A 12,646-nucleotide genomic window follows, 5' to 3' on the forward strand; every position below is an offset into this window, starting at 1 on the left:
ATTAGCAAATTTAAGAGTCTTAGCAGTGCAATATACTAAAAATCAATTATATCAAATTGCGGTTCAGTCTTTGGAAAGTAAGAACGTTAAACAGGCTATTGAGGCCTGTCGGTTACTTAATGTTCAGTTTCCGAGGTTTTTTGAGGGTTGGCATATTACTGCCGAGCTTTATTTTAAATTAAATAAACCTGAAACTAGTTTGCTCTCAATTGACCATGCTTTAGCGCTGCAACCAGCGGAACCAAGAGTCACATTACAAAAAATTGAATGTTTGCTTGCGATGCAAAAACTGGTTGAAGCCAGAGAGTTACTACTTGAAATTGCGAAAACGAATCAGCGTAATATTACTAAATGGAAAAAACAATTAAGCCTCTATGTACTAGATAAGACCGCGATGTTGCTGGGGGTGCAGGAACTACGAAAAGAAGCATTGTTACAGACCGAATTAGCGGTTTCCTTGGATCCTGAAAATCCTATACTACTTTATAATTTGTCTACTGGACTTCGTTTCGCAGGTAAAATAAAAGAATCAGAGACGGTTTTAGATAAATGTCTAGCGTTAAATCCGTTCGACTTTGAAGCTCAGGCAATGCGTTCTTCGTTGCGCAAGCAAACTAAAGAATCTAATCATATCCAAGAATTAGAAAGTGTCTTAGAAGATAAAAAATTGCCGGTGCAGGGTAAAGTCAATATTTGTTATGGTTTAGCTAAAGAATGTGATGATCTTGGCGAATTTAAAAAATCTTTTAACTATCTTCAGCAGGGCGCTAACAATCGCCGTGCTCGAATGTCTTATGACGTAAATAGTGAAATTAACACAATTAATGTCATAAAAAACACTTACCAAAAAGAGATGTTTGAAAGAAATATTGTGGGTAATTCAAATGAGGAAGCTATTTTTATTATTGGACTTCCGCGCACAGGGACGACTTTGGTAGAGCGTATTTTAGGAAGCCACAGCGATGTATATGCTGCGGGAGAGTTGAGTAATTTTAGTCTCGAATTAGTAAAACAGATTAATATGAATACTGATACATCAAAATTATCACTTACCGAACTGGTTAAAAAAAGTGCCTCAGTAGATTTTGCTAGCTTAGGAATAAACTATATTAACAGTACAAAGCCTTCCACAGGTCATACTAAAAGGTTTATAGATAAACTTCCAATCAATATGTTGTATGCCGGTTTAATTCATTTAGCATTACCTAATGCGAAAATAATTAATATGACTCGACACCCAATGGCTGCTTGTTACGCTGTATATAAACAACTGTTCAAGGATGCTTATCCGTTTTCTTACGATTTACAGGATTTAGCAAAGTACTACATTGCCTATCATCGATTGATTCAACATTGGAAAACGGTTATCCCAGGCGTAATGTATGATTTAAAATATGAAGACATAGTCCATAATCAGGAAGCTCAGAGTCAGGCGTTATTAACATTTTGTGATTTGCCGTGGCAGGATCAATGTTTACGATTCCATGAAAACAACACTGCATCAACGACGGCCAGTGCAGCTCAAGTAAGGCTACCCATCTATGACACCTCAATTGACCGATGGCGTGAATATAGTCAGCAACTTCAACCTTTGCAAATGATGTTGGAGCAGGCTGGAATATCGTGTGATTAAACATGAATTTATAAGCAAGCGTGTTCAAAAAAATAATCTGGCACCATAGCTGTCATAAAACTGGTACTACTCAAGGCAGGGGATATGTTGGAAAGTAAATGCACTGAATAACAACGTTACGCTAAAAGTGATATAGAGTGAGTATGTATGAATGACTTCTCAATGACTGGATTTCAACCGCAGTTCTGCCTAGGTAACAATCTCGGTGCAGCAAAACTGAGGCAGGAATTTAATGTAATAAGTCATCAAGTTAAGCTAAGCTCATGCGCTAATTATCTTGCTCATTGGCATTATTCTGATAAACCGTTATGCATCCTAGAACGGAGTTTTGAAGTCGAAGGTATCTTATGCGTTTAATATTATTGCTTACCTTTATGACGGCTAGTATTTCTGCCTTCTCAGTAACTTTAGATGAGATACTTAAAAACCAACACGCAGTGCCGGCTGCCCCTATTTCAATGTCTTTTCTTAATCCTCCTCCCTTAAATACTAAACTTGCAATTAGGCAGGGAAGAACACGCATTTCAATGAGACCCGAAATGTCAGCGTTGGTTAATATAGTGACAGGAGAAAAGATTAGGGATGGGCGGCATACGATCCCAAATATCTCATTTGACTGGGTGCAAAACGAAGCGGGTGAGGTGATCCCGAGTATAAGACATTTAGTGGTTTCCGATAGCCCGTATTGGGATTATATTCTTGGCGTTGGTGAAATCTGGCCCGCAAGCTTAGGAGAGGAAATTAAAAGGGTAAGTATGCCTTTTACCTTAGTCGAAAAAAATCAAAACTGCACACACAACGGTGTGCTCGTTTTTGATAGCGATTCTGCTGAGGGCTATTTTTACTTTCAAATTAGCAGTGAGACATGTGCGTATTTTAAAGCTGACTTCTGGGGGCGTGGGGTTGTGACAAATACGTTCTTAAAGGATGCAGATCAAGAAAAGAATATTACTCAGTATGCGATCGAGAAAAAGCACAGAGTCAGAACAAAACCAATTGCGATGATTACACAGCAAGCTAACCAAATACGTCCTGAGATGTTAGCCTTATCAAGTGGAATTTCGCCTAACGATATGACGGCATATGGTGTGTTGTTAGGTGATGTACACTATGTATCAGATTGTCAAACTCGAGCGGGTAATTATCCGTTTTGTGATCAAATGGTATTGCCTTCATATTCAACTGCCAAATCATTATTTGCTGCTGCCGCTATGTTTTACCTTGAAAAAGAATATGGAGATGTATTTTCTCAGCCAATCAGCAAATGGATAAAACAGTGCGCTGGTGATAGCTGGGATGATGTTACTTTTTCCAATTTATTGGACATGAGTACAGGCCATTATGAATCGGCGACGTATTCTGCGGATGAAGCTTCTCCACAAAAACTAGTATTCTTTACTGCTAAAACAAATGAGCAAAGACTCGAATTTGCGTGCGGTCACTTTTCACGTAAAAGTAAACCAGGAAAGATATTTGTCTACCACACATCAGATACCTACCTGCTAGGCGCGGGTTTAAGTGCTTACGTAAAAGAGAAGTTGGGAAAGACAGCCGATTTATTCAGTGATGTATTGTATGAAAAGATATTTAAACCATTGGGCCTTAGCCAAGTGAGTGCCCAAAGTCGACGAACCTCTGATCTGAGCGGCCAGCCATACGTGGGTTATGGTTTATTTTTTACTAGGGATGACCTAGCAAGACTGAGCCGTTTTGTTATTCAGCAGGCACAAGTTGATGTTAACTCTTCGGTTTTGGCACAGGATCCACTTCAAGCAGCGTTACAAAAAAAACCACAAAAGCCGGGATTAACTACTTACTATAGCCATATTCGTTACCAACATGGATTTTGGGCGAGAAAAACCACAAATAAGTCAGTTTGTAAAAAGCCACAGTGGATACCGTTTATGTCTGGCTACGGAGGAATAACGATCGCGCTGTTGGCTAAATCGTCTGTTTATTACTACGTAAGTGATAGTTTTCACTTTGATTGGTCTGAAGCCATTCCCGAACTTCAAAAATTGAATCTTATCTGTCCAAGCGTCACAGCAGATAATTAGATGTACCCGCACAGGAGAGATAAATGCTAAACAGTGATACTCATACTATTTCAAAATACAAAGTCGGTGCTAACAGCATGCTGGCGCGCGTTTTTCTGGCTTTCTTAACTACAGCGGGCATCTTTTACATCAATATTATGCCGGCTGTAGTGAGCGGTTTAAAAGAGGGCTTAGCTTTTACCAATCAACAGGCTGGGTTTGTCAGTTCTGCCAACTTATACGGAGCTGCGATTGGTGCGTTAACAGCGGTTTTTTTAATTAAACGGATTAACTGGCGTGTATTGTCATATGCTTTATTAATAAGCTTGCTTGTGATAGACGGCATTTGTATTTTTATAGAGGACCCTACGTTAATGGTTGTTGTCCGGTTTATACATGGTTTAACCGGTGGATTGCTAGTAGGAATAGGATTTGGCATCATTTCTCGCACTAGTGAAGCAGACAAAACCTTTGGTTATCTGCTATTTATTCAATGGAGCTTAGGCGGTTTCGGTTTGATGTTCCTACCTGAATTAGTGCCAAGTTTTGGAACTGCGGCTTTATTTTTGTCTTTAATCGCTTTTACCTTAGTCACGTTATTGATGATGCCATTCATTCCCAATTATAAAGTAGAGCAAAATCGATCTACTGAGCAGTCTAAGACACAATTGAGTAAAACCCTGTTGCTTTTAAATTTGGTCGCTATTTTCCTGTTTCAGGCTGCAAATATGGGATTGTTTGCGTACATAATTGGATTAGGAAAAGCACAAGGTTTGAGCATCGAATTTATGAGTCCAGCCCTAGCTTCGGCAAGTTGGTTAGCTTTAATAGGACCATTTTTAGTCATTATTATAGGAACTAAATACGGACGAACTATCCCCTTAGTGACGTCAATTCTAAGCACCGCATTATGCAGTTTGTTGCTACATTATAGCGATAGCGCTCAAATCTACTTAATTGCAAATATAATTATTGGAGTGACTTGGGCGTTCGCATTGCCTTATATGTTTGGTATTTGTTCGGAGTTAGATAAAGCAGGGCAATTAGCCGCTATGGGTGGATTTGCATCTAAAGTGGGATTGGCTTCAGGCCCTATGGTGGGCGCACTTATATTGACGGGTGAACAATACGACCTGGTAATTAATGTGGCGGTTGTTACCTTAATCCTTTGTGCGATATGTGTCATAAAACCAGCTAAAGTATTGGACGCAAAGCACCCATAAATAGGCTGGGCCTTGTGCGCAATAAAACATTGTACAATTCTTAGCGCAAAGGGCGTAGATGAATAAATGTAGGGATATTGACGGACTTTTGTTTTTCGATATGGACACCATATCGTGGCATATAATAAATGTATGGTAAGCTCCGCAACCATAAAGTATTTACAATGAAGAAGCTAAATAATTGACGACTGAAAAACTGTTATCCCCAATTAATCACTTTTTAAAATGCCCAAGCCCGCAAAGTTGGATTGATGAGGCCATCAAGCCAGCGAACTTATCAGTAATACTGCTCGATCATTTGATTTGCGAGTTAAAAGCGGCGCAAAGCGCCATGTTTTTAATCCGTCGCTACGCGGTAGATAAAGAGAGCAGTCAGGCTTTATTGCAGTGGTTAAAGCCATATGAAGACTTTACGTATCGAATGCAGGGCGATTGGCGTTTATTAGCAAAGCACAACAAGTTAAGCAAATCGATGATGCCTGCGCAGAACTCGGTATACGGGCAAGACTTAATAGACAAAATGGTCATGTTGATAAAGGAAGAACTTCATCATTTTTATCAAGTGTTAGAGATGATGGAATACTACCAAGTTCCTTATGAAAACATCTCTTCAAGTCGTTATGCAAAAGGTATGTTGCGTCATGTAAAAACCCACGAACCCGATGCACTTATCGATAAACTGATTTGTGGTGCCTTTATTGAAGCTCGTTCTTGCGAACGTTTCGCAAAACTAGCGCCACATGTTGATACTAAGTTAGGTGACTTCTATATGTCACTATTGCGCTCCGAAGCGCGGCATTTTGAAGATTATCTTGTGTTGGCTGAATCCATAGCAGGAAACGATATTTCAGCACGTGTCGCTGTGTTTGCTGACGTTGAAGCTGACCTTATTCATTCATCAGATAGCGGCGAGTTTCGATTTCATAGTGGCGCCCCCGGTAGCTTGATATTACCAAAAACTAGGCTGACTAATACGACAGCGGCCTAAAATACTCATCTAACGGCTCGGGTTGTTAAAGCGATAAGCCTCTGCCATGAGTTTGACTAGTGCTCCAGTATTATTTTTTCTAATAATGTCTGACCATCTACCACAAAGCTGACTGTATATTCGCCTGCAGGCTGCTCAGTATCCTCAGGGAAGGGGAAGTTAACTAATTTCGCTTTCGTTGCCTCAAAACTAAACTTACCAACCACTTTTCCTCTCGGGTTAGTTAATGTTGTTTGCACGTCAGTAAATGGTGTCTTACTGAATTGCGGGCGCACTAGTAAGCGCTGAACACAAACTAATTCCTCAAAGCGAGGCGGTTGGCAGTAGGTTGGAGCCGTGTATATTTGCTTTACATAAATATTGCTCGACAAGTCACTTTCTAGTTGCTGATTAATTTCTTGCAGTAGTCTCTTTTCTTCAGCAAACTTTTCTACACTCGAATTCAGTTTTTTGAGCTTACTTTGCATTATTTGTTTTTCAGTGTTGGCAGAACGTGCCGCAGCATTCGCAGCCGTTAATTGTTCTTTCAGTGAGATCATTTGTTTATTCAAAAAGCTCACTTGTACGGCGTTATCACTGCATACTTGTGCACTGAAGGACTGTGAGGAAGCCATTTTACTGCGCTGTAACGATTGCTGTTCAGCCAGTGCAACCATTGAAGCTTGTTCGCTTTTACATTGCTGCAATCTTTCAACATTACCATCAATCATGGATCGGGTTTGCATGATTTGTCGCTGAACATTTTCACTTGAGGTTTCTAAGAATTTGTTTTGTGCAGTGAGGTTCGTTACCTGTCTCTCTAACTGCTTGCTATTATCCAAGAGGTTAATGACATAGTCTGTATCGAACACATCTGAGTTTTGGTCATCATCCATTACCAATATGGCAATAATCACGATATTAATAATCACCAGTACTAAGTACTTGATGCTGCGGTTGAACATTATTGATGTCCTTTCTATTCTCTATGGGGTTTAGCGCTAACAACCCGCATAGCGCGATACAAACTTATCAACTTAATTAACTCGCCAAGAATGATAGAGAGGAATGGATTAGTTTACAAATGTTTTCATGATACCAAGCAAGATAAATACGAGAATTAGGACTAAATTAGGACTAAATTAAGTGCCGTCGCGCTTATTTATGTGGCGGTCTAGACTGGAAATGAACGATAAATGACAACAAGCAATTAGAAAATACGGTTTTGCAAAGATAACTGTTGTTTATCAGCAATGAGTATACTGCCTTGATCATACCAATCACCCAATACAATGCGTTTCATGAATTTATTATCAAGAGTGAATTCATGCACCTTAGGACGGTGTGTATGGCCATGTATTAGTAAATCAACGTGATGCTGTTGCATCGCTGACGCTACTTCACTTTGGGTCACGTCCATAATCTCAGCGGTAAGTTGTTTTTGATTTTCTATGCTTGTTTGACGACCGTTTGTTGCCAGTTTTTGCCGCATTTTCAATGGTAGCAACAACATGAGTCTAGGCCACCACCAACCGCGAGATTTTTTACGAAACTTTTGATATTCAATATCTCGAGTACAAAGTTCATCGCCATGCATCAATAACGCTTTGCGGCCATACAGATCGATTACGTGCTGCTCAGGGAGAATAGTCATGCCCGCTCGGCGCGCAAAAGATTGGCGAATAGCAAAGTCTCGATTGCCGTGAATAAAGTAAATGGGCACTGTTGTACTTACCATTTTTAAGGCTTTTGCAATGCTTTCAGAAAAGGGCGTGATGTCATCATCCCCGATCCATACCTCAAACAAATCGCCTAATATGTACAAAGCATCAGCATCGACTGCTTCCGTTTGTAAAAAGCGAAACAGGCAGTCGTTAATATCTTGCCGATCGGCACTTAAATGCAGATCCGAGATAAAGTAGGTGACAGACATCCTTATTAACCTAATGATTTAGGTTGAAATCACTCAACAATTTCTGCAGATTCAAGGATCACATCTTCCAATGGTACATCTTGATGCATACCCATGTTACCCGTAGTCACACCTTTGATTTTTTCAACAATGTCCATGCCTTCAACCACTTCAGCAAAAACGCAATAACCGTAGCCTTGTGAATTAGCCGCCGTAAAGTCTAAAAAGTCATTGTCTTTCACGTTAATGAAAAATTGAGCTGTGGCTGAATGAGGGTCACTAGTTCGAGCCATTGCAAGGGTACCTAGTTTGTTACTTTTACCGTTGTCAGCTTCGTTTTCGATAGCTGCTTTTGGTGTCTTTTGCTCAAGACCTGGTTCGAAACCTCCACCTTGAACCATAAAGTTACTGATTACGCGATGAAATACGGTTCCATTGTAAAAGCCTTCTTCAACATAGCTCAAAAAGTTTGCCACTGTGTTTGGCGCAGCCTCTGTAAACATCGCCAACTTAATGTCGCCGTGATTTGTTTTTAAAATAACCATTGTCTTGTCCTGTAAAAATTGATTTTTTGAACCGTTTTTGACTTAGCATGGACAAAAGCCAAAAACATGAAATTTGAATAGCGCAATGGTAGCGTAAAATGCCGGTAAGACCAATGAGATGCTGACGTTTTTACGGTATTATTGATAATATCGGTTCACATTTATGGTGTCGATGCTAGAATTCCTCCAATCTTAACGTAATTACAAATTAAAGCTAATTAACAACACCATGAGGTAAGCAAAAAACATGCTACAGATTTACAACACTTTAACGCGCAAAAAAGAGCTCTTTACTCCAATAGTTGAGAATAAGGTCGGCTTATATGTGTGCGGAATTACCGTGTATGATCTCTGTCATATGGGCCATGCTCGAACTTATCTGAGTTTCGATATTATGGTGCGATACCTCCGTCACGTTGGCTATGATGTTAATTATGTGCGCAACATTACTGATGTTGATGACAAGATTATTCAGCGAGCCATCGCTAACAACGAAACGCCAGATCAATTAACCGAACGAACCATCGCCATGATGCATCAAGACTTTGCATCAATAAACCTATTAGAGCCAAACATCGAACCACGTGTCACTCAACATATGGATGAAATAGTGGATATTATTCAACGTTTAGTTGATAAAAACCATGCTTATCAAGCGCCATCGGGTGACGTCTTGTTTGATGTTAGTTCGGATCAGCAATATGGTCGGTTGAGCAAGCAAGATTTGTCTCAGCTAAACATGGGTGCTCGCGTTGAAACCAGCAGCGATAAAGACGATCCCCTTGATTTTGTGTTATGGAAGTCAGCAAAACCTGATGAGCCTAGTTGGGCGTCACCTTGGGGTAACGGGCGTCCCGGTTGGCATATCGAATGTTCAGCGATGAACTATAAACACTTAGGTGCGCACTTTGACATACATGGTGGCGGTTCAGACTTGATGTTTCCACACCACGAAAATGAAATTGCGCAGTCATGTTGTGCATTTGAAACACCTTACGTCAATATCTGGATGCATGCGGGAATGGTGCAGGTAGATGACGTGAAAATGTCTAAATCGTTGGGTAACTTTTTTACTTTACGTGATGTATTAAAAGTACATGACCCTGAAACCCTGAGATTTTTCCTAATGTCGGCTCATTATCGCAGTCAATTAAGCTACTCTCAGGATAGCATTTCACAAGCCAAAGCTGGACTTGAGCGATTGTACACGTCATTACGTGATGTGCTGCCAAATATGGACGTAAACTTGTCGCAGGGTGGTTATTTAGCCCGATTTGAAACGGCAATGAACGATGATTTCAATATGCCTATTGCATTTTCGGTGTTGTTCGATGTAGCTAAGGACTTAAACAAAGCCACTGACCCAGATGTAGGCAAAGACCTTGCGGGTATTTTGAAAAAGCTAGGGGCTATTTTAGGAATTCTACAAATGCACCCGACTGATTATTTACAAGGCAATATCGCAGGCGAAGACGGTGATGAATTTGCTGCGAAGGTTGACGCTTTTATAGCCCAACGCAACACTGCACGAGAAAACAAAGACTGGTCTTCAGCCGACGCCGCTCGCGATGGTTTAAATGAAATGGGTGTAGTGCTTGAGGATGGTCCTACCGGAACGACTTGGAGAAAAGCGTAAACAGCTAAAAAAAGGCATTCCCAGACACCAAGCGCTTTTAACAAGGGCGCATTGCTCTAAATGCGTTCTTTTGCTTAATGGGTAACGGCGCCACTTTATCGTCAAGTCCAATCATCGTTTTGATTTTACTTTAGGTGCGAGTGACGTCGACATGCAATTTTAGCCTTTGACCAGGTTGCAGATACCGCTTTCCATTTAGGCTATTCCACTTCGTAATATCACTGATTTTGACATTGAACTTGTCTGCTATCCGGGACAATGAATCACCGTTGCGCACGGTGTAGGTGAGTGTGCGCATAATGCTGTTGTCGGTTGGCTGTTCAGACACCTGATTAACCCAAACGACCAGTTCTTTGCCTGGCATTAATGGGTCACGCGGTGCCATGCCATTCCATTTTGCTAAGTCTCGCACAGACACTTTGTAAGCACGTGATAGATCCCAAAAAGTGTCTCCACTCTTAATTTTGTGTGTTAGCTGGTATGCACCTTTCTTTTCCGCTTGTGTACGAGCGAGTCGCTGGTCAGCTGAAAGTGAATACTCATCCATACTTTTCAACGCAATTGGCACCAACAAAAAATCATTTGTATATATCACGTTGTTTTTCATGCCATTAATGTTCTGAATGACATCAATCGTTGTGTTATATTTATTTGCTATTAAGCCTAAACTTTCACCTGATTTTACTTTATGACGAACCCAATTTAACCTGTCTTGTGGGTCCGTTGTAGCCAATGCGGCGGTAAACTCCAGCGCAAGTCGACGCGGAACAACGAGTCTGTGGGGACCATCCGGATCCGTCGCCCAGCGGTTATATCCTGGATTGAGTGAGTGTAGTTCTTTGGTGGTTAGTCCTGCTTTTTTAGCAGCAACCGCTAAATCAATTTGTGACCCTACATCCACAATTTCAATGACCGCTTGGTTATTAATAGTTGGCCAGTCGAATGCATAAGACTCTTTATTTGCCAATATGTCGGCAAGTGCTAACAGTTTAGGTACGTAGGCACGTGTTTCCCTAGGCAAGTCGAGAGACCAAAAATCAGTTGGTTTACCGCGACGCTTATTTTTGCGAATAGAACGCATGACACGTCCTTCACCACTATTATATGCAGCTAGTGCGTGCAGCCAATCGCCGTCAAACATTTGATGCAAGCGTTGAAGGTATTTTATAGCACCTTCGGTCGAAGCAATAACATCACGACGCCCGTCATACCACCAAGTTTGTTTCATACCATAACTTTTGCCGGTACTTGGTATAAACTGCCACATACCAGCGGCTCGACCATGCGAATATGCAAAGGGGTCGAAAGCGCTCTCTACTATCGGTAAAAGGGCCAGTTCGGTAGGCATTCCAGCTTTTTCTAATTCTTGAACAATATAATAAAGAAAGGGCTCAGCGCGTTTTGATACTCGCTTCATATAACTCGGATGGCGCAAATACCAATTTTTTTGATTACTTACACGTTTTCTATCAGGCACATCAAAGGTGAAGGTTTTTCTCACACGATCCCAAGTATCGGTGACTTGTATTGGTGCAGGCACTGTCTCTTCATTCAGATTTAACTCAATGGGGTCAGCCGGGTGAATGACTGGTAAGACGCCTTCGCTGGATGCTTCGCACATCTCTTGACCAAGTTCGCCGGAGACAACACAGGCAAATTCATCATGTTCTGGCGCTACGACTTCAGCAATTTGTTGTTGACTTGTATTTTGCTCAGTTGACGCGCAGCCGCTCAATAGGAGGGGCAGCAATAAAGCTGTAATATATTTCATTCATTCCCAGTTTCTAGTTGCGCACTAAATTATTTTTCAATGTCGTTTTTATTATGTCTATCAAGCATCTCCGTGCTCATAGCTCAGGCTTTTGCAACTTTTGTAAGCACCAATCATAGCAAATTTCGCGATTAATTAAAAATTGTCCTTACAGCTTCTTAGTGCTGCGAAGACTTCGACTTCAGACTCTGTCGATAAGTTCATGATACTTTCAATGTTTTGTTTTATTTTTTGACTACTACAACGAAGGAATGGATTTATCTGTTTTTGTTCAGCAATATTACTAGGCAACGTAATTTGGTTTTTTTCTCGCTGCGCAGTTGCCCAAGTCTGATAGTCGCGCAATACGTCATTTTCAGGGTCTACATGCGCAGCAAAGGCAAGGTTTGCTAGCGTATACTCATGCGTGCAATACACTTTTATTTGCTCAGGTAGTCGCGCTAGTTTCTGCAATGAACGGTAAAATACGTCCGGTGTACCCTCAAACATGCGACCACAGCCAGCAGAGAAAAGAGTATCACCGCAAAATAAAAGTTGCTGGTTATAAAAAACAATATGATCCATGGTGTGGCCGGGTGTTTCCATCACTTTTAGGTCAATATTAGGATTGTGCAAAGCAATGTTTGACCCTTCCTTTAACCGTTGGTCAATGCCGTCAATTTGCGGATTTTGCGGACCATACACGATAGCTTCAGGATAGGTTTCCTTTAACTCTTTAATACCACCGATATGGTCGTGGTGATGATGCGTAATGAGAATATGAGTGAGGGTCAGTTGTTTTTCATTCAGTGTTTTGATCACGGGTGATGCATCACCTGGATCAACAACTATTGCATGTTTGCTGTCATGGATACACCATATGTAATTGTCGGAAAAGGCAGGAATAGCAAAAATATTATTCATACAAACTCATTTTATAGATG

10 protein-coding genes are annotated in these 12,646 nt (G+C 40.9%); 5 read left to right on the forward strand and 5 right to left on the reverse strand.

Annotated features, from left to right (window positions below):
• The first annotated feature begins 25 nt into the window (after positions 1-25).
• The 4 genes from CXF81_RS03170 to miaE all read left to right on the forward strand — a co-directional run bounded on the left by CXF81_RS03170 (position 26) and on the right by miaE (position 5,880).
• The gene (locus CXF81_RS03170; RefSeq protein WP_101179930.1) at positions 26-1,633 is read left to right on the forward strand and encodes a sulfotransferase; all 1,608 of its coding nucleotides are present in this window, start codon (positions 26-28) and stop codon (positions 1,631-1,633) included.
• 347 nt (positions 1,634-1,980) lie between these two features.
• A complete protein-coding gene (locus CXF81_RS03180; RefSeq protein ID WP_232771761.1) occupies positions 1,981-3,690 on the forward strand; it encodes a serine hydrolase domain-containing protein in 1,710 nt (569 codons plus the stop codon).
• Positions 3,691-3,713: 23 nt separating this feature from the next.
• On the forward strand, positions 3,714-4,892 hold the full coding sequence (locus tag CXF81_RS03185) for an MFS transporter (RefSeq protein WP_101179932.1): 1,179 nt from the start codon (positions 3,714-3,716) through the stop codon (positions 4,890-4,892).
• 181 nt (positions 4,893-5,073) lie between these two features.
• Positions 5,074-5,880, forward strand: coding sequence for a tRNA isopentenyl-2-thiomethyl-A-37 hydroxylase MiaE (miaE, locus tag CXF81_RS03190; RefSeq protein WP_101179933.1), 807 nt, complete (start codon positions 5,074-5,076; stop codon positions 5,878-5,880).
• A 56-nt stretch (positions 5,881-5,936) separates the two neighbouring features.
• Here miaE and CXF81_RS03195 read toward each other — a convergent pair whose 3' ends face one another.
• From CXF81_RS03195 to CXF81_RS03205, 3 genes are all read right to left on the reverse strand, one after another.
• On the reverse strand, positions 5,937-6,824 hold the full coding sequence (locus CXF81_RS03195) for a hypothetical protein (protein ID WP_101179934.1): 888 nt from the start codon (positions 6,822-6,824) through the stop codon (positions 5,937-5,939).
• A 245-nt stretch (positions 6,825-7,069) separates the two neighbouring features.
• Complete coding sequence (gene lpxH / locus CXF81_RS03200; RefSeq protein ID WP_101179935.1) at positions 7,070-7,792, reverse strand: UDP-2,3-diacylglucosamine diphosphatase; 723 nt, start codon at positions 7,790-7,792, stop codon at positions 7,070-7,072.
• Between the two features lie 29 nt (positions 7,793-7,821).
• On the reverse strand, positions 7,822-8,316 hold the full coding sequence (locus CXF81_RS03205; RefSeq protein ID WP_101179936.1) for a peptidylprolyl isomerase: 495 nt from the start codon (positions 8,314-8,316) through the stop codon (positions 7,822-7,824).
• A gap of 247 nt (positions 8,317-8,563) precedes the next feature.
• Between CXF81_RS03205 and cysS the strand changes: the two genes are divergently transcribed.
• Complete coding sequence (gene cysS, locus CXF81_RS03210; protein ID WP_101179937.1) at positions 8,564-9,952, forward strand: cysteine--tRNA ligase; 1,389 nt, start codon at positions 8,564-8,566, stop codon at positions 9,950-9,952.
• A 130-nt stretch (positions 9,953-10,082) separates the two neighbouring features.
• Here the strand turns inward: cysS and CXF81_RS03215 are convergent, their stop codons facing one another.
• Complete coding sequence (locus CXF81_RS03215; protein ID WP_101179938.1) at positions 10,083-11,723, reverse strand: LysM peptidoglycan-binding domain-containing protein; 1,641 nt, start codon at positions 11,721-11,723, stop codon at positions 10,083-10,085.
• Positions 11,724-11,858: 135 nt separating this feature from the next.
• On the reverse strand, positions 11,859-12,626 hold the full coding sequence (gloB, locus tag CXF81_RS03220; protein ID WP_101179939.1) for a hydroxyacylglutathione hydrolase: 768 nt from the start codon (positions 12,624-12,626) through the stop codon (positions 11,859-11,861).
• Between the last annotated feature and the right edge of the window lie 20 nt (positions 12,627-12,646).

Origin of the sequence: Glaciecola sp. 33A (genome assembly GCF_002836745.1) — a bacterium.
Lineage (GTDB): Bacteria > Pseudomonadota > Gammaproteobacteria > Enterobacterales > Alteromonadaceae > Glaciecola.

Coding starts and splice junctions, on each gene's coding strand:
- lpxH (WP_101179935.1), bottom strand. CDS start 7,792: ATGTCTGTCACCTACTTTATCTCGGATCTGCATTTAAGTGCCGATCGG.
- CXF81_RS03195 (WP_101179934.1), bottom strand. CDS start 6,824: ATGTTCAACCGCAGCATCAAGTACTTAGTACTGGTGATTATTAATATC.
- CXF81_RS03180 (WP_232771761.1), top strand. CDS start 1,981: ATGCGTTTAATATTATTGCTTACCTTTATGACGGCTAGTATTTCTGCC.
- gloB (WP_101179939.1), bottom strand. CDS start 12,626: ATGAATAATATTTTTGCTATTCCTGCCTTTTCCGACAATTACATATGG.
- CXF81_RS03215 (WP_101179938.1), bottom strand. CDS start 11,723: ATGAAATATATTACAGCTTTATTGCTGCCCCTCCTATTGAGCGGCTGC.
- cysS (WP_101179937.1), top strand. CDS start 8,564: ATGCTACAGATTTACAACACTTTAACGCGCAAAAAAGAGCTCTTTACT.
- CXF81_RS03185 (WP_101179932.1), top strand. CDS start 3,714: ATGCTAAACAGTGATACTCATACTATTTCAAAATACAAAGTCGGTGCT.
- CXF81_RS03205 (WP_101179936.1), bottom strand. CDS start 8,316: ATGGTTATTTTAAAAACAAATCACGGCGACATTAAGTTGGCGATGTTT.